Source organism: Actinomycetospora sp. ABD4_176, assembly GCF_056311855.1.
Genome location: NZ_CM149974.1, coordinates 4,408,711 through 4,429,809, shown reverse-complemented (window position 1 = coordinate 4,429,809; position 21,099 = coordinate 4,408,711). Strand labels below are relative to the sequence as shown.

22 protein-coding genes are annotated in these 21,099 nt (G+C 74.5%); 14 read left to right on the top strand and 8 right to left on the bottom strand.

What is annotated here, in order from left to right:
* Positions 1–2 precede the first annotated feature (2 nt).
* From ACYX4T_RS21380 to ACYX4T_RS21370, 3 genes are all read right to left on the bottom strand, one after another.
* Positions 3–1,055 (bottom strand): FAD-binding oxidoreductase, encoded by a 1,053-nt coding sequence (locus tag ACYX4T_RS21380; protein WP_476011274.1) that lies wholly within the window; start codon positions 1,053–1,055, stop codon positions 3–5.
* Positions 1,056–1,195: 140 nt separating this feature from the next.
* Positions 1,196–2,848, bottom strand: a complete 1,653-nt coding sequence (locus ACYX4T_RS21375; protein WP_274200309.1) for a ferritin family protein — start codon at positions 2,846–2,848, stop codon at positions 1,196–1,198.
* Positions 2,849–2,960: 112 nt separating this feature from the next.
* The gene (locus ACYX4T_RS21370; RefSeq protein ID WP_476011273.1) at positions 2,961–3,848 is read right to left on the bottom strand and encodes an IclR family transcriptional regulator; all 888 of its coding nucleotides are present in this window, start codon (positions 3,846–3,848) and stop codon (positions 2,961–2,963) included.
* Positions 3,849–4,100: 252 nt separating this feature from the next.
* Between ACYX4T_RS21370 and ACYX4T_RS21365 the strand changes: the two genes are divergently transcribed.
* From ACYX4T_RS21365 to ACYX4T_RS21330, 8 genes are all read left to right on the top strand, one after another.
* On the top strand, positions 4,101–4,976 hold the full coding sequence (locus ACYX4T_RS21365; RefSeq protein ID WP_476011272.1) for a sugar phosphate isomerase/epimerase family protein: 876 nt from the start codon (positions 4,101–4,103) through the stop codon (positions 4,974–4,976).
* Entirely contained in the window at positions 4,973–6,217 is a 1,245-nt protein-coding gene (locus ACYX4T_RS21360) for a glycosyltransferase family 4 protein (protein WP_476011271.1), read from the top strand. The genes ACYX4T_RS21365 and ACYX4T_RS21360 overlap by 4 nt, the downstream gene beginning before the upstream one ends.
* A 67-nt stretch (positions 6,218–6,284) precedes the next feature.
* A complete protein-coding gene (locus ACYX4T_RS21355; protein ID WP_476011270.1) occupies positions 6,285–7,052 on the top strand; it encodes a PIG-L deacetylase family protein in 768 nt (255 codons plus the stop codon).
* Positions 7,049–8,104 carry a spore photoproduct lyase family protein gene (locus tag ACYX4T_RS21350; protein ID WP_476011269.1) on the top strand — a complete coding sequence of 352 codons (1,056 nt, stop codon included), beginning with the start codon at positions 7,049–7,051 and terminating at the stop codon, positions 8,102–8,104. The genes ACYX4T_RS21355 and ACYX4T_RS21350 overlap by 4 nt, the downstream gene beginning before the upstream one ends.
* Before the next feature lie 33 nt (positions 8,105–8,137).
* Positions 8,138–8,668: a DUF2505 domain-containing protein gene (locus tag ACYX4T_RS21345; protein WP_476011268.1), complete on the top strand. Its 531-nt coding sequence runs from the start codon at positions 8,138–8,140 to the stop codon at positions 8,666–8,668.
* The gene (locus ACYX4T_RS21340) at positions 8,668–9,573 is read left to right on the top strand and encodes a nuclease-related domain-containing protein (RefSeq protein WP_476011267.1); all 906 of its coding nucleotides are present in this window, start codon (positions 8,668–8,670) and stop codon (positions 9,571–9,573) included. Before ACYX4T_RS21345 ends, ACYX4T_RS21340 begins: the two co-directional genes overlap by 1 nt.
* A complete protein-coding gene (locus tag ACYX4T_RS21335; protein WP_476011266.1) occupies positions 9,561–10,769 on the top strand; it encodes an MFS transporter in 1,209 nt (402 codons plus the stop codon). The genes ACYX4T_RS21340 and ACYX4T_RS21335 overlap by 13 nt, the downstream gene beginning before the upstream one ends.
* Positions 10,766–11,311 (top strand): GIY-YIG nuclease family protein, encoded by a 546-nt coding sequence (locus ACYX4T_RS21330; protein ID WP_476011265.1) that lies wholly within the window; start codon positions 10,766–10,768, stop codon positions 11,309–11,311. Before ACYX4T_RS21335 ends, ACYX4T_RS21330 begins: the two co-directional genes overlap by 4 nt.
* Positions 11,312–11,350: 39 nt before the next feature.
* On the opposite strand, the gene ACYX4T_RS21325 is transcribed toward ACYX4T_RS21330, so the two are convergent.
* From ACYX4T_RS21325 to ACYX4T_RS21305, 5 genes are all read right to left on the bottom strand, one after another.
* Entirely contained in the window at positions 11,351–11,680 is a 330-nt protein-coding gene (locus ACYX4T_RS21325; protein WP_476011264.1) for a TraR/DksA family transcriptional regulator, read from the bottom strand.
* Entirely contained in the window at positions 11,677–12,597 is a 921-nt protein-coding gene (locus ACYX4T_RS21320; protein ID WP_476011263.1) for a diacylglycerol/lipid kinase family protein, read from the bottom strand. The genes ACYX4T_RS21325 and ACYX4T_RS21320 overlap by 4 nt, the downstream gene beginning before the upstream one ends.
* 9 nt (positions 12,598–12,606) lie before the next feature.
* Positions 12,607–13,278, bottom strand: a complete 672-nt coding sequence (locus ACYX4T_RS21315) for an HAD family hydrolase (RefSeq protein WP_476011262.1) — start codon at positions 13,276–13,278, stop codon at positions 12,607–12,609.
* 14 nt (positions 13,279–13,292) lie between these two features.
* Positions 13,293–13,763 carry a CinA family protein gene (locus ACYX4T_RS21310; protein WP_476011261.1) on the bottom strand — a complete coding sequence of 157 codons (471 nt, stop codon included), beginning with the start codon at positions 13,761–13,763 and terminating at the stop codon, positions 13,293–13,295.
* A 77-nt stretch (positions 13,764–13,840) separates the two neighbouring features.
* Complete coding sequence (locus tag ACYX4T_RS21305; protein ID WP_476015335.1) at positions 13,841–16,108, bottom strand: heavy metal translocating P-type ATPase; 2,268 nt, start codon at positions 16,106–16,108, stop codon at positions 13,841–13,843.
* 360 nt (positions 16,109–16,468) lie between these two features.
* On the opposite strand from ACYX4T_RS21305, the gene ACYX4T_RS21300 reads away from it, so the two are divergent.
* The 6 genes from ACYX4T_RS21300 to ACYX4T_RS21275 all read left to right on the top strand — a co-directional run bounded on the left by ACYX4T_RS21300 (position 16,469) and on the right by ACYX4T_RS21275 (position 21,082).
* On the top strand, positions 16,469–16,678 hold the full coding sequence (locus ACYX4T_RS21300) for a microaggregate-binding protein 1 (RefSeq protein WP_476011260.1): 210 nt from the start codon (positions 16,469–16,471) through the stop codon (positions 16,676–16,678).
* A 333-nt stretch (positions 16,679–17,011) separates the two neighbouring features.
* Positions 17,012–17,548, top strand: a complete 537-nt coding sequence (locus ACYX4T_RS21295) for a hypothetical protein (protein ID WP_476011259.1) — start codon at positions 17,012–17,014, stop codon at positions 17,546–17,548.
* A 421-nt stretch (positions 17,549–17,969) separates the two neighbouring features.
* Positions 17,970–18,554, top strand: a complete 585-nt coding sequence (locus ACYX4T_RS21290; RefSeq protein ID WP_476011258.1) for a hypothetical protein — start codon at positions 17,970–17,972, stop codon at positions 18,552–18,554.
* 133 nt (positions 18,555–18,687) lie between these two features.
* Entirely contained in the window at positions 18,688–19,401 is a 714-nt protein-coding gene (locus ACYX4T_RS21285) for a hypothetical protein (protein ID WP_476011257.1), read from the top strand.
* Between the two features lie 405 nt (positions 19,402–19,806).
* Complete coding sequence (locus ACYX4T_RS21280; protein WP_476011256.1) at positions 19,807–20,007, top strand: hypothetical protein; 201 nt, start codon at positions 19,807–19,809, stop codon at positions 20,005–20,007.
* Between the two features lie 205 nt (positions 20,008–20,212).
* Positions 20,213–21,082: a serine hydrolase gene (locus ACYX4T_RS21275; RefSeq protein ID WP_476011255.1), complete on the top strand. Its 870-nt coding sequence runs from the start codon at positions 20,213–20,215 to the stop codon at positions 21,080–21,082.
* Positions 21,083–21,099: the final 17 nt, after the last annotated feature.

The following is a 21,099-nucleotide window of genomic DNA, read 5'->3' as shown; positions in this document are numbered from 1 at the left end:
GGTTAGCCCTCGTCCTCCGGCTCTCCGGTGGTGGTGAACTTGTCGAAGTAGATGTGCTGCTCGTCCATTCCGCGCTGGGTCAGCAGGGCGATCGCCGCATCCACCATCGGCGGCGGCCCGCACACATAGGCATCCATCCCTTCCAGGCCCGGCTCGTTCGCCCGGACGACCTCGGTGATCAGTCCGGTCGCGCCGTCCCAGTCGTCGCCGGTGTGCTCGGAGAGCGCGGGGACGTAGCGGAAGCCCGGGATCTTCTCCTCGAGCGCCCGCAGTTCGTCCTCGAAGCAGAGATCGGCCTTCGTGCGCGCGCCGTAGTAGAGGCGCGCCTTGCGCTCGCCGTCCTTCTCCGCGAGCGCCCGCAGCAGGCCGAGCAGCGGGGCCATGCCCGCGCCGCCGCCGACGAAGACGATGTCGGAGGTGCGGTTCTCGCGGAGGGTGCAGGTCCCGAACGGGCCCTCGACCTCGATGCGGTCACCGGGCGCCACCTTCTTCTCCAGGAACTGCGAGAAGGCGCCGTCCGGGTAGATCTTGATGACGAACTCGAACACGCCCTCGCGGTTCGGGAGGTTCGCCATGGAGAACGACCGCACCTCGCCGGTGTCGGGCACCGTGAGGTCCATGTACTGGCCGGGGAAGAACTTGATGTCCTCGCCGGCGACCTGCTTGACCACGAGGTGGCGCATGTCGTGGGTGACGGCCTCGTTGGTGAGCACCTCGACGGTGCCCTTCCGCACCGGGAGGCCGCTGCGGATGATCTCCTCGTCGTAGTTGAGGAGCTCGATGACCAGGTCGTCGTAGGCGTGGGCGCGGCACAGGAGGGTCTGGCCCTCCTCGCGCTCCATGTCGGGCAGGGCGAAGGTCGAGTACTTGTCGAGCTCGATCTCGTCCATGTCGCCCTCGAGGACGAAGGACTTGCAGGCGGCGCACTGCCCTTCCTTGCAGCCGTGCATGAGCTGCACGCCCTGCTCGAAGGCGGCACGCAGGATCGTCTGGTCCTCGTCGACCTCGATCTCGATGCCCACCGGTTCGAAGCGGACCCGGTGCTTGTCACCCATCGATGGCTTCTCCGTTCGGGAGGGAAGGGCCGAATCCGGACGGGGAGGGGTGGCTCCCGTCCGGACGAGGGCGTGAGGGATCGAGGGAGGGCCGGGTCGGACCCGGCCCTCCCTCTCACCTCACCGTCGTGCGGTCGCGACTAGCTGGTCGCGTCGGCCGGCCGGCCGGCCGGGCCCTGGCGGTTGTAGTCCGCCACGAACGCCTCGCGCTCCGCGTCGCTCATCTCGTTGAGGATGACGTTGGGGCTGGCCACGTGCGGCATGCGCCGCAGGTGGTCGAGCGTCCACATCTTCTTCGGGTCGAGATCGAGGTGCGGCTGCGCCGTCATGGTCTTGCCGTCGTCGCGGACGAAGCCCATGTCGGAGACCACGTCGGCCCAGTTCCAGCCGTGGTAGAGCGTCTCCCACTCGCGGTGCCCCACGAGCTTGCCCATGTTCGGGGTCTCGCGACCCTGGTACGTGGGCCGGAAGGCCTCGGCGTCCGTCCAGCGGCAGGCCTCGTGGCAGTACGTCCGCCACTGGCCGTCCACCTTGTCGACGACCATGTCCTCACGCACGAGGCACGGGACCATGCAGGTCCAGCACCGGTGCGGGTACACGTAGTCGACGTCCTCGGCGACGATCGGGTGGTGGCCGTTCGGCTTGGCCAGACGGTTGTAGTTCTCCCACCACTTGCCGTACTTGTCGTACCAGCCCGGGTACTTGTACTCGAACCACTCGAAGTCCTCGTCGGTCATGCCGTCGATGCGCCAGTAGTTCGCGAGCCACCCGGTGGCGAAGAACTGCGCGACCTCGTGGACGTAGCCCTTGTTCCAGATCTGGTTCCAGGACTCCTCGACCAGGTCGTGCGGGATCACGAGGCCGTACTTCTCGAGCGGCAGCAGGTACGCCCGGTAGTAGTCGTCGTAGATCCAGCGGCGCCACATCTCCGCGTAGGACTCACGGTCCTTGCGGCGGTCCTTGGTGCCGTACTCGATGAACGTGCCGATGGCGGCGTCCACCACGCGGTGGTTGTTCCACCACGCGTAGCGCAGGTCGCGCTCGAGGAGCTGGCGGTTGTCCTCGTCCGACAGCGCCATCAGCAGGGTGGCGTAGCCGTTCGAGATGTGCCGCGACTCGTCGGACTGCACGGAGTGGAACACCGTGGGCAGCAGGTAGTCACCGTTCGCCGCCGCCTCGGCCGGCATGGCCACGAACAGGGTGTTCGTGAACGCCGTCTCGGCGACGATCGTCAGGTAGATGCTGGCCGCGGTGATCGCGTCACCGGTGATGAACCCCTCGGCGAACTGGCGGCCGATGGTGCCGCAGTAGTCCGAGTGGAAGTTCCGGAGGGTGTTGTTGAACCCCGCCGGGTCGATGTAGTTGTTCATGTACAGCCGCTTGAGGTTCTGCTGGATCGTGCTGTGCCGAACCTCGTCGATCATCTGGATCGCCTGGCCGTTGTGCAGCTCCGGGTTCGGAACCGCCTGGAACAGCATCGGCATCGACCGGGCGGCCGAGATCTCCGGCAGCGGGATGATCGACAGGAACAGCTTCTGCCACTCCAGCCACCGCTCCTGGACCTGGCGGAACATGTTCCCGCGGATCGCACCGTCGGATGCTCCGTAGACGCGGTTGTCCTTCTCCTCCTGCATGGGGAAGTAGGACCGAAGGACCTGCTTGAGCGGGTCCTTCTTGGCCGCCTTGCGGAAGGTGTAGTCCGTCCCGTACTTCATGTACGGCTCGTGGTACACCGGCTCCCAGGAAAGTTCCTGGATCTTCTGGTGAGCCTTCGCCAAACTCTGACGGCTCATTTCTTCTCCTCGTGGAGTTCCAGCTCGGCCTACGGGGTTCCGCAGCCGTGGTCCGTGGTGGTGGCCGCCGCCGGTGGGGTTCCGGTGCGGCACGGCCGGTGCTCGGCCCGCGTCAGTGCCCGGGGGGCACCGGGTCGGCCGGGCGCGGCGGCGGCAGGCCACCCGCGACGGCCTCCGCGTCCAGCCAGCCGCGCGTGGCCGTACTGGCGACGTCGCGGACGGCGCCGGTGAGCTCCTCGGCCTCGACCTCGAAGCGCTTCGCCGGCGTCGAGATGGCGATGCTCGCGGCGACCCGGCCGTCCGGGGCGAAGATCGGCGCGCCGATGCAGCAGAAGCCCTCGGCGTACTCCTCGCGGTCCACCGCGTAGCCGCGCCGGCGGACCCGCTCGAGCTCCAGCTCGATGGCGGGCGTGGTCGTGATCGTGGTGCCGGTGAACGCCGCGAGGTCGGAGCGCTCGCGCAGCGCCGCGGCGTGCGGGCCGGACGACGCGATCAGGGCCTTGGTCACCGCCAGCGCGTGCGCCGACGCGAGCGGGATGCGCTCGGCGAGGTCGGGGATGCGCGCGAGGCCCTGGTGGCCGCGGGCGTCGACGATCACCGTCGCGTCCTCGTCCTCCCAGCGCGCGAGGTAGGTGCGCTGGCGGGTGCGCCAGTACAGCTCGGTGACCGCGTCGGAGAGCCGCTCGGGCAGCTCGTAGCGCGTCAGGTCCTGCGGGACCTCCGCGCCGTCCCACACCGCGCCCCACGCCCCGCCCCACGGCGGGGACTCCGGGAGGCGGACCCGACCGGTCTGCCGGTCGCGGACGGCGAAGCCCTCCTGGCAGAGGGTGTTCAGCAGGTACCGGGCGGTGGCGGTGCTCTTGCCGAGCTCCGCACCGAGGGCCTCGGCCGTGACGCCGTCCTCGGCGGCACCCAGGTAGCGCAGCGCCGCCAGCGCCTCGGCCGCGGTCTTGAGGGAGCGACCCCCGCCGACGCCGCGACCGTGACGCGCTTCCGACATGGGTGCCTCCTCCCGACAGGTGGCTCTCGCGGCGACTGCTCCGACCGGCCGCTCGCGGCCCGTCGCGCGGAGGTCACTGAACGCGTCCGGGACCCTTGTGGTCAACATCACTGTTTGTGCGTGCAGATGCTGCACCCACCGCAGGCCGCGCCCTGTCGACCGCCCGGCTCGGTGGATCACAGGTCACGCCGTCGACGAGCGGCGGACGAGCGGTGGGTTCTGCTCGGCGTCTCCGGTGGTACCTCGGCCGGGATGTCCGGTCCGGAGCAGTCCTCCCCGCACGCGGGCCCCCGTGCGTTGCGCTACGCCTACAACACCAACGGGCTCACCTCGCACCGTCTCGACGACGCGCTCGCGCTGCTCGCCGACTGCGGCTACGACGGCGTGGCCCTGACCCTCGACGTCGCCCACCACGACCCGTTCGCCCCGGAGCTCGGGCGCCGGACAGCCGCGCTGGCCGACCGCCTGCGCGGGCTCGGGCTGGACAGCGTCGTCGAGACCGGCGCGCGGTTCCTGCTCGACCCGCGCCGCAAGCACCAGCCGACGCTCGTCACCGACGACCCCGACGGGCGGGCGCGCCGGGTCGCCTTCCTGCGCACCTGCGTCGGCGTGGCGGCCGACCTGGGCAGCGAGGCGGTGTCGTTCTGGGCCGGGGTGCCGGCGCCGGGGCTCGACCACGCCGAGGCCTGGTCGTGGCTGCTCGACGGGGTGCGCGAGGTCGTCGCCCACGCCCGCGAGAAGCGGGTCGTCTGCGCCGTGGAGCCCGAGCCCGGGATGCTCGTCGAGGACTGCGACGACTGGATGCGGCTGGCGCTCGAGGTTCCCGAGGTGACCCTCGCCCTGGACACCGGGCACTGCATCGTCTCCGGGCGCTGGACCCCCGAGGGCGCAGTGCACGAGTTCGCGCCGCTGCTCGGCGCGGTCGCGGTCGAGGACATGCCGCGCGGGGTGCACGAGCACCGCGCGCCCGGCGAGGGCGACATGGACCTGCCGGCGGTGCTCGGGGCGCTGCGCGCCGTCGGGCACCCGGGACTCGTCTCGTTCGAGCTGTCCCGGGACTCGCACCGCGCGGACACGCTCGTGCCGTCGGCCCTCGAGACGATCAAGAAGCTGGAGGCCGGCGCGTGAGGATCTGCTTCGTCTCCCGCCGCTACTGGCCCGCGGTGTCGGGCATGAGCGCCTACGCCGAGAACCTGCTGCGCCACCTGGTCCGCGAGGGCCACGACGTCGTGCTGATCTCGCAGTACCGCGGCGACGAGGCCGGCCGCGCGGTCTACGGCGGCGGGCCGCCGCCGCCCGAGCGGGTCCCCGCCGGCGTGCACGTCGTCGCGCTCGAGGCGCACGGCGAGCAGGAGGTCGTCGAGGGGCGCCCGGCCGACTTCGAGGCCGACGTCGAGACGATGCGCCGCGCCGTCGCCGACGAGCACGCCCGCGCGCCGTTCGACGTGCTCCACGCGCAGTACGCCTACCCGAACGGGCTCGCGGTCCTGCGGGCCGCGCACGACCTCGGGCTGCCCGCGGTGGTCAGCGTCCAGGGCGGCGACGGGCACTGGGTGGGGACGTGCTGCGCGACCCACGAGAGCCTGGTGCGCGCGGTGTTCGCGCACGCCCCCGCGCTGGTGATCGGGTCGCCGTCGTTCGCCGCGGAGGTCTCGCAGCGCCACGGCGTCGACCCCGGCCGCTGGACGGTCGTCTCCGGGGCCACCGACACCGAGCGGTTCACCCCGGCCCGCGAGCCCGGGGCCCTGTCCGACCCGCCCGTGCTGCTCTACCACGGCCGCGTCGACGCCCGGAAAGGCGTGCTCGACCTGCTCGATGCCGTCGACGACCTGCTCGACCGGGGTCGGCGCCTGCACCTCGTGGTGTCGGGCATCGGCCCGGACACGGGCACCGTCGCCGACCGGGTCACCGAGCTCGGGCTCGACGAGCACGTCACCCAGCTCGGCTACACCGCCTACGAGAACGCTCACCAGGTCTACCGGCGCGGCGACGTGTTCGTCAGCCCGACCTACGCCGAGGGCTTCTCGAACACGGTGCTCGAGGCCATGGCGACCGGGCTGCCCGTGGTGTCCACCGACGTCGTCGGCGTGCGCGACTGCGTCCGCGACGGCGAGAACGGCCTGCTCGTGGCGCCCAAGGACCCGACGGCCCTCGCCGACGGGATCGCCCGGGTCCTCGACGACACCGACCTGCGCGTCGGGCTCGCCCGCCGGGCCCTCGACGAGGTCCGCGAGCGCTGGTCCTGGCCGGTGATCGCGCACCGCCTCACCGACGTCTACGACCAGGTGCGCGACGTCGGAGTGCCGGCGATCGACGACGTCCCCGTCGACCCCGACTGCCGCTTCCGGGCGGCGCCGCACCTCCTGTGAGTGTCAGCGGAGTGCCGTCGCTGACGTTGAGTGTCCGTATCGGTACTTCGATCATCGGGGAGGACGTGTGAGCTCCCGTCCCCTCGGCGTCGTCGCCGTCAGCCCCCACCTCGACGACGCGGTGTTCTCCGCCGGCGGGACGCTCGCACGCCTGGCCGCCGCGGGCCACGACGTCCTGGTGCTCACCGTCTTCACCGGCTCGGTCGACGCGCCGACCGGGTTCGCGCTCGCGTGCCAGACCGACAAGGGCCTCGCGCCGGAGGTCGACTACATGGCGCTGCGCCGCGCCGAGGACGACGCCGCGCTCGGTCGCCTCGGCGTGCGCGGCGCGCACCTCGGGCTGCTCGAGGCCCCGCACCGGGGCTACGGCTCGCCCGCCGCGCTGTTCGCGGGGCGCCGCGACGGCGACGACGTGGCCGGGGCGGTGGGCGACGCGATCCGCGAGCACCTCGCGGGCGCCGACCTCGTCCTCGCGCCCCAGGCGGTCGGCGACCACGTCGACCACCAGGTCGTCACGGCCGTCGTCGCCGACCTGGCCGACGCCGACCGGACCGCGTGGTGGCGGGACACGCCGTACGCGGTGCGCCACCCCGACGCGCGCGGGGCGCCCGAGGTCGACGGCACCGACGTCGCCGTCGACGTCGGCGCCGTGCTCGACGCCAAGAGCGGGGCGGCCGGCGCGTACGCCACCCAGGTCGGGTTCCAGTTCGGCGGGCCCGAGCACGTCGCGCCGGTGCTCGCCGACCTCGCCCGCCGCGAGGGCGACGGCCGGCCGGTCGAGGTGTTCCGGGCCGGCGGGCGGGCGCGGGCGCTGATCGGCGCGCTGGAGCCGTGAGTCTCCTCGAGGTCGCGACGATCCACGCCGAGCCGGCGTCGCTCGCGTCCCTGCGCGGCCAGGAGGTGCTCGCGCGGTTCCCGGACGCCGAGGTCGTCGAGATCGACTCGCACTGGGCGATCCCCGACCTGCACGGGGACGAGGAGAACGTCGCGCGCTGGGTGCGGGTCAAGGCCGAGCACCTGGTGCTCGGGGAGAAGAAGTCGCTGACGGTCCGGCCGAACGGGCGCTCCGCGGACTTCATCGCGCCGTCGACCGCCAACGGTTGTGCGATGGCCTGCGCCTACTGCTACGTGCCGCGCCGCAAGGGCTACGCCAACCCGATCACGGTCTTCACGAACATCGACGCGATCCAGCGCGCCGTCGCCCGGCACGTCGCCAGGCAGGGGCCCAAGCCGGAAGCGAACCAGTGCGACCCCGTCGACTGGGTCTACGACCTCGGCGAGAACTCCGACTGCTCGGTCGACGCCCGCGTCAGCGACAACGTCGCCGACCTCGTCGCGCAGTTCGCGCGCCTCGACGGCGCCAAGGCCTCGTTCGCGACCAAGCACGTCAACCGCGACCTGCTCGCCCTCGACCCGCGCGGCGGCACCCGCGTGCGGTTCTCGCTCATGCCGCGGCGGGACGCCAAGCTCCTCGACATCCGCACCAGCTCGATCGACGAGCGCATCGCCGCGGTCGACGACTTCGTCGACGCCGGCTACGAGGTGCACCTCAACTTCTCCCCCGTCGTGCTCCGTGAGCGCTGGCAGTCGGAGTGGGCTCTGCTGCTCGACGAGCTCACCGGGCGCCTGTCCGCGCGGGCCAGGGCCCAGGCCGCCTGCGAGGTCATCCTGCTGACCCACCACGCCGGGCTGCACGAGGTGAACCTCGGCTGGCACCCGCAGGCCGAGGACGTGCTGTGGCGCCCCGAGGCACAGGAGGCCAAGCGCAGCCAGCACGGTGGGGACGTCGTGCGCTACCGCGTCGACGTCAAGCGCCGCGCCGTCGCGCGGTTCCGGGAGCTCGTCGCCCGCCACGCGCCGTGGCTGACGATCCGCTACGCGTTCTGAGCGAAGTCCGGACCGCGATTACCCTCGCCCCACGTGAGCACCCGGCTGGCGTTGAGCCGCGCCTACCCCTACGGCGTCCCCGCCTTCGCCGCCGCGCTCGCCGACCCCGAGTTCCACCGCATCAAGCTCGACGTCGACGGGTCCGGGCGCATCGAGGTCGTCGCGTTCGACCGGACCTCGCCCGCCGACGGGGCGCGGCGCGTGCGGGTCGTGCTGCGCCAGCCGGTGCCGCCCGGGCAGGTGCCGGCCGTCGTCGAGCGCCTGCTGTCCGGGGTGCTCGTCATCGAGCGCACCGAGGAGTGGAGGCTCACGCCGCAGCGGTGCGACGGTCGGGCCCACGTCGGGGTGCCGGGGACGCCGATCAGCGCGGAGGGGACGATGGCGGTGGTGGGCGAGGGCTCCGGGAACGGCAGCCGGCTCTCGGTCGACCTGGACGTCACCGCGGCGATCCCGCTGCTCGGCGGCGGCATCGAGCGCTCCGTCGTCACCGGGATCCGCGGGCTGACCGGCACCGAGCACGAGCGCATCTCGGACTGGCTCGACCGCGCCGGGCGGGCCGGCTGATGCCCGCCCGCCGCAAGCGCCGACCCGGGTCGGACCGGCTCTACGTCACCTCGTCCGACGGACTCCCCCTCGGGCACCTCGACCTCACCTCGCGGGTCGCGCACGACGTGCCCGCGGAGTACCGCGAGCGGTTCGCCCAGGAGGCCAACGCCTGGCTGTGGCAGAACGGGCTGCCGCCCATCGGGCCCGCCGAGGCGGAGCCGGCGGCGCTGGGCGCGGGTGTCGAGCCCCCGGAGGGCGGCTGGGACCCGGGCTTCGACGACCTCGCCCTGCACCGGCCCGGGCACGGCGTGCTCGAGGAGGCCGCGACCGCGCGCGCGACCCGGGGCCCCGACGCCGACCGGCCCCACCGGCTGCACGCCGACGGTCAGCACGCCGTCGCCGAGGCCGTCGCCAAGCTCACCCGCCCCCCGACGCTGCGCCGCGGGCGGGGCGCGCGCTGGCGCATCCTGCACAGCGTGCCGATGGCGTTCGCCGAGGGCCCCACCACCGAGACGGTCGTGCTGGACCACGTGCTCATCGGCCCGCCGGGCGTGTTCGTCATCCAGGTCCTGAACAAGCCGGGCGGCCGGATCACCATCGAGGACGAGGCGCTCGACCTGGGCGGCGGCGAGAAGCTGGACCTCGTGCGCCCGCGGCTGATCGGCCGCGAGGTCGGCGAGCGCGTGTCGATCGCCCTCGCCCGTGCCGCCGGCGCGACGGAGACGCTGGATCCGCCGGCGGTGCACCCGGTCGTCGCCGTCGTCGGCGCGATCCTGTCCGGGCACGGGCGTCCCCGCGGCGTCACCGTCACTCGCGTCGGCCAGCTGCCGCGCCTGCTGTCGGCGTTCGGCGACCCGCTCTCCGACCTCGCCGTCGCCCAGATCCACGAGGTCGCCCGACGGTCGGTGACGTGGAGCCCCTGACCCGTCCGGACGCCACCCTGCGCCGCGCGCGCATCGCGGTCGTCGCGATGTTCGTCGTCAACGGGTCGACGTACACCAGCATCGTCCCGCGGTTCCCGACCCTGCGGGACGACCTCGGCCTGTCCAACGCCGCGCTGGGCACCGCGATCGCGGCGTTCCCGGCGGCGGCACTGGTCTTCGGGGTGCTCGCCGGCCCGCTCATCGCCCGGGTGGGCAGCGGCCGGGCGGGGGCCGGCGTCGGGCTCGCCGGCGCGGTCCTGCTGCCCGCGGTGGCCCTCGCCCCGTCGTGGATCGCGCTCGCCGCCGCGCTGTTCGTCCTCGGCCTGACCGACGCCTGGGCCGACGCCGCGATGAACGCCCACGGGCTGCGCGTGCAGACCGGGTACGGGCGCTCGATCGTCAACGGGCTGCACGCGGTGTGGAGCATGGCGGCGGTCGGGGCGGGCCTGGTCGGCGCGGCCGCGGCGGGCTTCGGGGTGCCGCTGACGGTGCACCTCGGGATCGTGGCGGCGGTGCTCGTCGTCGTCTCGGTGCTGGCGTGGCGCTGGTGCCTCCCCGGGCCGGAGCCCGAGGCGGAGCAGGCGGAGGACGCCCCCGACGGAGGGGCGCGGCAGGGGCCCTGGCGCGCGGTGGTCGTCGCCGCCGGCCCGCTGCTCGCGCTGTCGGCGCTGCTCGTGGCCTCGGGCGGGATCGAGGACTCCGCGATGTCGTGGGGCGCGCTCTACGTGCGCGACGACCTCGCCGGCGGGGCGTTCGTGGCCGGCCTGCCGTTCGTGGCGTTCCAGAGCGCGATGACGCTCGGGCGGCTGGCCGGCGACCGGGTCGTCGACCGCTTCGGCCCCGTCGCCGTCGCCCGGGCGGGTGCGGCGCTGGCGGCGGTGGCGATGAGCGGCGCGCTGCTGGTGGCCCACCCGGCGGGGGCGGTGGCGGGGTTCGCGCTGACGGGTCTCGGGGTGGCGACGATCTTCCCGCTCGGTTTCGCGGCGGCCGGCTCGGTGCCGGGGGTGCGGCCCGGCGACGGCATCGCGGTGGTCGGGTGGCTCGCGCGGCTCGGGTTCCTCGCGTTCCCGCCGATCATCGGCGCGGTCGCGGACCGCGTGTCGGTGGGCGCGGGCCTCGTCCTGGTGCCGGTGGCGGCGGTGGCCGCGGTCGTGCTGGCCGGGTCGCTGCGCCCGGCGGGGGCGAGGCGGTCGTGAGCGTCGACGAGGCCGTGCCGGAGGTCGTGGCCGCCCTGTCCGTGCCGCTGGTGCCGCTCGACGAGGCGGTCGCGGCGCTGGGCCGGGACGCGGGGCTCGTCGCGTGGTGGGGCACCGACGTGCCGGTCGAGGGGCCGGCGCACCCCACCGACGCCGGCCACGTCCTGCTCGACGTCGGCGACGCCACGATGCTGCGCAACCGCGTCACGCGCCAGGACCTCTACCGCACCGGGGTCTCGCCGCTGCGTCGCGCGCTGGCCGGGCTGCTGCTCGCCGAGCTCGCCCTCGCGCCGACCTGGGCCGCCGAGGTGGTGCTGACGAAGGCCGACGAGGAGCGGCTCAGCGCCTGGATGCGGGCGCGCCTGCGGCTCACGTCCGTCGTGCACCTCGACCGCAAGCTGCTCCTCACGCCCGTGCGCGACGCCATGGCCCCGGGGCTGCGCGAGGACGGCGAGACCGCCCGCGCGGCCCGCGACCGCTTCACCGCCGCCGGCGGCGAGCGCCCTGCCCGCGACCCGTCGGTCCCGTTCCGCCGCCCGTAGTACGTGAGCACTTTCCGCCCCTATAGGGGCGGAAAGTGCTCACGTACGACGGTCGGCGCAGGCCACGCAGGTGCGGGCGGCCGGGCGGGCCTCGAGGCGCTCGGGGGCGACGGGGCGCCCGCAGCGCTCGCAGACGCCGTAGGTGCCGGCGTCGACGCGGGCCCGCGCGGCGTCGATCTCGGTGAGGTCGTGGCGCGCGGCGGCGAGCAGCGCGGCGACCTGGGCGCGGTCGTAGGCGATCGTCTGGCCCTCGGGGTCGTGCTCGTCGTCCCCGGAGCTCGCCGACGCCGTCTCGACGATCCCCGCGAGCTGCGCGGTGAGCGCCGCGACCCGCGCCGCCGCCTCCGCGCGGGCCTCCTCGAGCGTCACACCACCGTCGCCAGCGCGTGCTGCGCGATCTCGACGGTGACCGCCCGGTCGGCGGGCAGGTCGAGCACCTCCCCGTCGAGCTGCACCGGCATCGGCTTGAGGGTGGTGAACGCGAAGCGGTCCGTGCGCGGCTGCGGGCCCAGTCCCGACACGGCGGCGCGCACCGCGTACGCGAGCAGCCGCAGCTTCGAGCGGTGGGGCAGCGTGATGACCTCGAACCGTCCGTCGGCCGGGTCGCCGTCGGAGAGCGTCACGTACTTCGCCATCTCGGTGGTGTTGGCGAGGATCAGGCTGTCGAAGCGGCGCGGCCCCGTCATGTCCCCGGGGCCGTGCACGTCGACCGCGAACGGACGGAACCGCGAGAACGCCCGCACGGTCGTGACGATCTCGCGCAGCGAGCCCTTGCCCCGGCGCTCGATCTCGAGGGCGACGGTCGGCGTGATCCCCAGCCCGAAGTACGAGTGCGCCCAGCGCGTCCGCTCCTCACCGGCGATGGCGACGCGCATGAGGTCGATCCGGCGCACGTCGCCCGCCGCGATCGCGTCCGTCAGCGGGCGCTCGCGGGTGGCCCGCCGGTGGTCGTTGGCGTTGCCCGCCGGCAGCACCGCGGCGACCGCGCCCGATGTCGCACCGTCGCCCGCGGCCATGACGCCCTGCACGACCTCGTTGTAGCCGCCGTCGCCCGACACCGAGACCACCAGCGTCCGCCCCGCGCGCGCCTCCTCCTCGGCGATCACCCGCGCGTGCCCCGGGTACTGCGTCGGCACCGCCGTGACCGCGAGGTGCGGTGCCTGCTCGGCCAGCGTCGCCCGCGCGTCCTCGGCGCGCTGCTCGCCGTCCCCGCTGCTCTGCGGGTTGTAGACGAGGACCACGCGGTCGTACGCGGGCACCGGGGACGGTTCGGACGGCAGGGCCACGGGGGCAGACTACGACGAGGAGGACGCGGATCGGCGCAACGCCAGCACGTGCTCGACCGCCTCGGGCAACGTGTCCACGACCGGGGCGACCGTGCGCAGGTCCGCGGCGTGGTGGGTGGAGTGCTCCGCGACGAGCACGCAGGCACTCCCGACCGCCGCGGTCGCGGCCGCGTCGTCGAGCGTGTCGCCGACGAGCACGACGTGCGCCGGGTCGAGCCCCAGGACGTCGAGGTGCTCCGCGAGCGCGGCCGCCTTGCTCCGCCCGTCGTGGTGGTGGTCGCCGTCGACGCGGACGAACCGGTCGTGCAGGCCCCGCCGCCCGAGGGTCACATGCAGCGCGTCGTGGCCGAGCATGCTCAGCACCGACTGACCGCACCCGGCGCGGGCGAACCGCTCCAGCGCGTCGAGGGCCCCGTCGGCCAGCGGCAGCGCCGGCTCGCGGTCCAGATAGTGCTCGCCGAACGCGGCGTTCACCCGCGCCCACTCCGCGTCGTCCACGCTGCGCCCCACGACGTCGGAGTAGAACGTCCGCAGCGGGCGCCGGAACATCGAGCGGTACCGCCGGAGGTCCATCTCCGTGTCGACGCCGACCGCGGCGAGGCTCGCCGCCGTGGCGTCGACGACGAGGTGCACGTCGGCGAGCAACGTGCCGTTCCAGTCCCAGACGACGTGGTCCACCACGCCACCATGATCCGCTACTTCTCCAGGTGGTCCAGCAGGGCCTTCAGGGAGCGCTCGCGGGTGAAGCGCAGGACGTCCTGCGGGTCGTCGGACTCGGTCTGCTCGAGCCAGGCCTCGGTCTCGCCCTTGTCGGTGACGGCGAACCACACGGTGCCCGGCGGCTGGTCGTCCTGCGGCTCGGGACCGCCGGCGCCGCTGACCGCGAGGGTCAGGTCCGCGCCCAGCAGCTCCGCGGCCTTCTCGGCCATCGTGCGCACCGCCGGCTCCGAGACCACGGGGCCGTCCGGGACGCCCAGCGCGCCGTGCTTGGTGGTGCGGTCGTAGGCGACGACCCCGCCGCGGAACCACTCGCTCGAGCCCGGTGACGCCGCGAGGTCACTGCACACCAGCCCGCCGGTCAGCGACTCGACGATCGCGAGCCGGCGCCCGTCCCGCGACGCCACCTCGGACACTGACTTGGCGAGCTCCTGCGGATCCTGCGACACCTGCACACCCCTCCCGACGAGCAACCCCTCCGACGGACGACAGTGCGGCGTTGCCGATCCGGGGCGCGCGGAAACGCTCAGGCGCGGAAGCGGCGCAGGCGCAGGCTGTTGGCGACGACGAAGACGCTCGACAGCGCCATCGTCACGCCGGCGATCATCGGGTTGAGCAGGCCCGCGACGGCGAGCGGCAGCGCGGCGACGTTGTAGGCGAACGCCCAGAACAGGTTGCCGCGGATGGTGCCCAGCGTGCGGCGGGCCAGGCGCAGGGCGACGGGCACCGCGCGCAGGTCGTCGCGCACGAGCGTGACGTCGCCGGCCTCGATGGCCATGGCGGTACCGGTGCCCATCGCCACCCCGAGGTCGGCCTGGGCGAGCGCGGCGGCGTCGTTGACGCCGTCGCCGACCATGGCGACGGTCGCGCCCTGCTCCTGGAGCCGGCGGATCTCGTCGGCCTTCTCGGTCGGCAGCACCTCGGCGACCACGTCGTCGGCGGCGATACCCACCTCGGCGGCGACGGCGGCGGCCGCGGCCGGGTTGTCGCCGGTGAGCAGGACCGGGCGCAGGCCGCGGGCCGTCATCTGCGCGACGGCCTCGGCGGAGCCCTCGCGCACGCCGTCGGCCACCTCGAGCACCGCGCGGGCGACCAGCGCGCCCGACCCGTCGTCCCAGGCCGCGAGCACGGTCGTCGCGCCGTGGGACGCGGCCGCGTCGAGGGCGCGCGCCAGGTCCGCGGACACGGCCACGCCGCGGGAGTCGAACAGCCGCCGGCGCCCGGCCAGCACCGGGACGCCGTCGACGGTGCCGGCGACGCCCAGCCCGTCGAGGGCCGCCACGTCGCGGACCTCGACCGTGCGCGGCGGGAGCTCGTCGCGCGCCGCGGCGGCGATCGCCCGCGCCACGGGGTGCTCGAGCTCCGCCTCCAGCGCGCCGACCCGGGCGAGCACCTCCTCGCGACCGGTGTCGGGGGTCGTGTGGACCGCGCGCAGGGTCATGCGGCCGGTGGTCACGGTGCCGGTCTTGTCGAGCACGATGGTGTCGATCCGCCGGCTCGACTCGAGCACCTCGGGGCCGCGCAGCAGGATGCCGAGCTGGGCGCCGCGGCCCGTGGCGACGGCGAGCGCGGTGGGCGTGGCGAGGCCCAGCGCGCAGGGGCAGGCGACGACGAGCACCGCCATCCCGGCCGCGATCGCGAAGCCCCACCCGGCGCCGGCGACGCCCCAGAAGAGCAGCGTGTTGACGGCCACGAGGATCACGACCGGCACGAACCACGCCGAGATGCGGTCGGCGAGGCGCTGGATCGCGGTCTTGCCGGCCTGCGCCTCCTCCACGCGGCGCGCCATCCGGGCCCACTGGGTGTCCCCGGACGCCCGGGTGGTCTCGACGACGACGCGCGCGGTCTCGTTGCGGGTGCCCGCGAGCACCTCGTCGCCCGGCCCGACGTCGACCGGCGTCGACTCGCCGGTCATCGCGCCCGCGTCGACGCTCGAGCGGCCCTCGACGACCCGCCCGTCCAGCGGGAACGGTTCGCCCGCCGCGACGGCCACCCGGTCGCCGGGCTGCACGCCCTCGACGGGCACCGGCAGCTCGCGGTCACCGACCACGACGCGCGCCTCCGCCGCCGGCGGGGCCATGAGGGCCGCCGACACCCCGAGGGCGCGGCGTCGCCCGCGGCGCTCGATCCACCGCCCGAGCAGGGCCGCGGTGGTGATCGCCGCGGCGGTCTCCAGGTAGATCGTGCGCGCGCCGTCGAACTGGTCGGGCTGCGGGAGGAGGTAGAGCCCGTGGCGCATGCCGCCGAGCCCCGCGCCGCCGACGAAGAGCGTCCACAACGACCAGCCGAAGGCCGCGAGCGTCCCGACCGAGACCAGCGTGTCCATCGTCGCGGCGAGGTGGCGCAGGTTCTTCGCCGCCGCCCGGTGGAACCGCCAGCCACCCCAGATGACGACCGGCGCGGTGAGCACGAGCGAGAACCACTGCCAGTACCGGAACTGCCAGTCGGGGTTCATCGCGACCGCGATGACGGGCAGCGTCAGCGCCAGGCACACCAGGGCGCGGTGGCGCAGCTCGCCGAGCTCGGGGTCGGGGGCGTCCGCGTCGGGCGTCGTCGCGCGGGTGGTGGCGCGCTCCGACGACGGCCGCGGCGACGGCACGGAGGCCGGGACGAGGGGGGCGACCGGGGAGGCGCCGAACCCGATCGCGGTGACCGCGGCGACGAGCTCGTCGGGGTCCTGCTCGGGCGGGTGCGTGACGCGGGCGCGGCCGCTCGCGTAGTTCACGCTCGCCTCGACCCCGGGCAGGCGCCCGAGCCGCCGCTGGATGCGCGCCGCGCACGTGCCGCACGTCATCCCGGTGACGGCGAGCTCGGTGGTGACGCGCGGGTCGTCCGCCGTCCCCGCCGCCGCCGGCTCGGCCGATCCCGCACTCTCCGCGACGTCGGTCGCCACGGGCGACACCTCCCTGGTCGTCGATCGACGCCGCGACGCTAGGGGCCACCCGCGGGCGCGCCCCCGGAGCTGAGAGGCCCCGACCCTCCGTCCGCCCAAGGTCCGGGTCCGGCACGACGAACGGTCGGGGCACCTCCCCGGACGGGTGGCGCGTCTGCCCCGAACGGCCCACCGACCGTTCTCAGGCGCGCAGGTGTGAGGGGAGCTGACGATCGGGTAGGTCCGCGGTCGTCCACGACTCGCTCGACGAAGGAGGCAGCCGTGCCGGAGGACACCTCCGCCGAGGACCTGAAGGGGCGCGCCAAGGAGGCCGTCGGCGCCATCACGGGCCAGGACGACTGGGCCCGCGAGGGCCAGGAGCAGCAGAAGAAGGCCGACGCCGAGGACACCGCCCGCCAGAAGGAGGCCGAGGCCGAGAAGGCTCGCGCCCAGGCGGACAAGAAGGAAGCCGACCAGCGCAAGCAGCAGTAGCCGGCCACCCGCACACGGCCCCGGACCGCGCGTCGGTCCGGGGCCGTCGTGCGTCCGGGACCGGGGGTCGACGAACGTTAGCTCGACGCATCGACCGGGGACCATCGCGCCAGGTCGACAGGGCGCCCGCGGGCCGATCGTCGATCCAGGTCTCGCCGGTTCAACGTCATGAGCCGGCGAGACCGCCCCTCTCCCGGTCAGCGTCTCCCCGCCGTGACGGCGCCCGGCCCGGCGCCTCCCGGCCCGTGGCGCCGGCGGCCGGCTCCGCGCCGGGGCACGGGTCGTCGGGTCGGAGGCTTCCTGTGCCGGGGATCCGCTGTCAGGATCACCGCGATGCCAGCGACACCTGAGACCGAGCGACTCCGCCAGCTCCTCCACGCGCTGTCCTCGGACGACCGCGACGACCGCCGTCCCTGGGCCGGCACGCTCGGCGAGTGGTGGCGCGAGGGCACCCTCGACCCGGAGACCGCGAGCACCGTGGGCACGGTCGTGACCTGGTGCGCGATGGTCGACGACGACGCCGCCAGCGGCAGCCGCGCCAAGGTCCTCGCGTCCCTCGCCGCGCTCGCCGAGGACGGGCGCCTGGCGGAGTCGGATCTGGACCGCCTCCTGCGCGGCGTCGACGCGCAGTTCCTGCCCGAGGCCGAGAAGCCCTCGGTCAAGACCCTGCGGGCCGCGCTCGGTCGGAAGCCCGGCGGTCGCCGCGACCCCAAGGGCTACCTCTGGACCCTCGTCGACCACGTCCACGCGCTGACGTCCCCCGACCCGGAGGAGCGCCGGGCCGCGGTGGACAAGGCCGCCGCCGAGCCGGGCATCGGCCCGGCCGACAGGCAGGCCCTCGCCGCCGTCTCCGGGTGGGCGACGGCCTGACCGCTCCCGCGCGGTCGGGTGGGGCGGCGGGCTCGGACGCGGCGCGCCGCGTCTCCGTTCACGGGTTCACCCGCACCAGCGACGGCGAGTGCTCGTACCCCGCGCGAAACATCGCGCGGGGTCGCATCGGACCCGTCCCGGCATGCCCTGATCGAGTGATCGCGGCGCGTGCTGAACCGCGACGACGAGCACGTCGTGTGAGTCCGGGTTCTGACGACCGCAACCGTCCCGTTATCTGTTCGTGACCGAGCGGCGGGCGCTTCGTTGGGCCCGCTGCGCCATCCCGGAAGTGATCACGTCCACGACACGCGCGTGATCACCTCGCCGGTGGTGGCGGGCGGGGGGTTCATCGTGTTTGCGCTCGCGACAGGCGAGCGGGCTCTTCGTCTCGACCTCAAGTCCGTCCTGAACGAGGAGAGACATGCTCAAGAAGTTCGGTGCCGTGACCATCGGTGTGGCCGCGAGCCTGACGGCGGCCGCGCCGCTGGCCTCCGCCCACGAGTCGGCCCACGAGGGCCACCACGGCGACGCCGGGTCGTCGTGCAACGTCACCGGCGGCAGCGCCGAGGCCAACGGCGGCATCGCCGGTGACGCCCTGGGCGGGAACCTGCTCACCCAGGCCCCGGTCGGCGGCGCGAACGTCGGCAACATCGTCTGCAACGACATCCTGAACGGGAACCTCAGCGGCAACACCGCTGACGTCAACATCGGCGGCCCGGAGGCCCCCGAGGTCATCCCCGCCGATGGTGACGACACCGACGAGGACGACACCGACGAGGACGCCACCGACGACGGCGCCACCGACGAGGACGCCACCGACGACGGCGCCACCGACGAGGACGCCACCGACGAGGACGCCACCGACGACGGCGCCACCGAGGGCGCCACCGAGAGCGCCACCGAGGGCGCCACCGAGGGCGCCACCGAGGGCGCCACCGAGGGCGCCACCGATAGCGACCCGATCAGCGCGGCCAACGCCTCGGCCCTGCAGTCGCTCGGCATGTGAGACCTCGCGGCGCTCACCGGCGGGCACTCCACCCCGCCGGTGGGCGTCGCGATCCTCGCCGTCCCCGGGCGAGCAACCGACCCCTCCGACCAGAGGACTGACAGATCGTCGGCTGTGGGAGAAGGTAGGTCCGATGGTCCGCCCTGCTCCGGCCGCGACGCGACTCCCGTGGGACTCCGTCCTCGAACGCTCCGACCTCCCGCCCGAGGTCCTCGCCCTGCGCGACGCCCTCTCCGACGCCGTCGAGGAGGGCCACTGGGCGCACGTCGCCACACTGCTCGACCGCACCGACGACGACCTGCCCGCCACGCTGAGCGCCAACGCCTTCCGCGCCGGGGACGACAGCGGGCTGGCGCCGCTGCACCACGCGGCGCTGCAGGGCGCCCACCCCGACGTCGTCGACGACCTCGTCGCGCGCGGGGCCTGGCGCACGTTGCGCAGCGCGGACGGGGAGACCGCCGAGGCGCTGGCGCGCCGGCTCGGGCGCACCGAGCTCGCCGAGCGTCTCCGTCCCGAGCCGGTCGCGGTGGACGACGAGACGATCACCGATCTCGAGATCTTCCTGCGGGCGCTGGTCGAGGTGCGGACCCGGCGGCTGGGCCGCCGCCTGCGGCCCCCGCAGCTCGGACCGCTGTTGGAGCACCCGGGGGCGACGATGTGGGTCGGGGTGCCCGGCATGTATGGCGGCTTCGCCTGCCGGTGGGCGGAGGACACGACCGCACCGACCGTGGAGGTCCGCAGCGGGAGCCGGGTGACCGGGGGTTCGGGGCGGGCGCACCACATCACGGTCGAGGGCGTCGAGCTCGTCACGCGTGGGCTGCTGAGGGAGGCGACCCCACCGCTCTGAGGCTCCGGGAGCTCTGCCGGTCAACGTCCCTCCCGGAAAGTACTTCCGCGACGAGCTCGGACGGGCCCTGGTCGCGGCCCCTACCGTTCTCCGTGGTTGCCCACCGACCTCTGGCTCTCGGGCCGGCGGCAGCCACCACCTCCTCGGGTGCGGCAGCCAGGCCACCGCAGAGCACAGCGAGACGCGGCGGGGTCGGGGCCGGACACGGCGAGGACGGACGAGGAGTCGGCGAGGGGTGGCCCACCGCGGTGGGCCACCCCTCGTCGCGTCCGCCGGGTGAGTCCGCGCCGAGCCGGGGTGGGCAGTCCCGGTGGCGGCGCCGGCTCCACGCGATCCGGACCCACGGCCCCGGCTCCACGGCGTGGCGACGTGACCGCGTCCGGACGTCGCTCCACGGTGACCGCCATGGTCCGCCATCCCGACGAGTTCCCGTCGGTTCATTTCCTGGTCGAGCTCGGTGAGCTGCTCGGGCGTCACGGCTACACGCCTGCTCAGGTGCCGGCCGCCCACGCCGTCGGGCAGGCCATCCCCGAGCTCGTCGCGTTCCTGTCCGCCTACCGGGCCGCTCGGCGACCGTGCCGCCCCGCGGCGACGACGGCCTGGTGACGTGACCACCTCCGAGTCTCACCGGCGGCGCGATCCGCCCACCGTGCCGCTGGGCCCGGCACGACGATCTCCGGCGCCCACGACCGTCCCACCGCCGCCGCGGCCCGCGCGCGGCGTGTCCACGGTCGCACCGGTCCCACCCTTTCCCGGGGTCCCACGGCGCCGGTCGCGGGGACGCCGGCGTCGCGGGGCCCTCCTCGCGCTGGTGCTGGGCGTGCTCGTCGTGACGGCCACCAACGACGTCGGTCCGGCGCCGGGTCCTGCTCCCATATCGAGCAGCAGCCCGCCCCGCGCGGCCCACTCGGGTCCGCCCGTGCCGGTCGTCGACCCGGCCGCCGCGACGGATGCCGCGACCGCGGCGATCGATCGTCTCGTGACCGGGCCGTCGGTCGGCCACGTCTCGGTCGCCGCGCTCGACGTCGCGACAGGACGGTCGTTCGGCTACGCCGCCGACACCCCGATCCGGACCGCCAGCGTGGTGAAGCTCGACATCCTGGAGACCCTGCTGCTGCAGAGTCAGGACGACGGACGGGCGCCGTCCGCCGAAACGCGGGAGCTGGCCGCCCTGATGATCCGGCAGAGCGACAACGACGCCGCCTCGCGTCTGTGGGAGGACCTGGGCGGGGTGCCGGTGCTGGACGCGGCCCACCGTCGTCTCGGCGTACGCGCCACCCAGCTCGTCGATCACTGGGGCAGCAGCACGACACCGGCGTCCGACCGGCTCGCGCTGCTCGCCGCCCTGCACGCGCCGGGGCCCCTCGACGCGGACTCCCGCCGCTTCGCCTGCGACCTGATGACCACCGTCATCGACGAGCAACGCTGGGGGGTCAGCGCGGCCGCCGACCCGGGGACGACCACCGCCCTGAAGAACGGGTGGACGCCGGTCGACGCGGACGACGGACGCTGGGTCGTCGGCTCCGTCGGCATCGTCACCGTGACGGGCCGTGTCGTCCTTCTCGCCGTCCTCACCGAGCACCAGCCCAGCAAGGACGCCGGCATCCAGCTCGTCGAGACGATGGCCCGGATCGCCGCCCGGGCGGTGACGACGTACCCCGCTCCGAGGTCCCCGCGCTGACGACGCGCAGCGCTCGA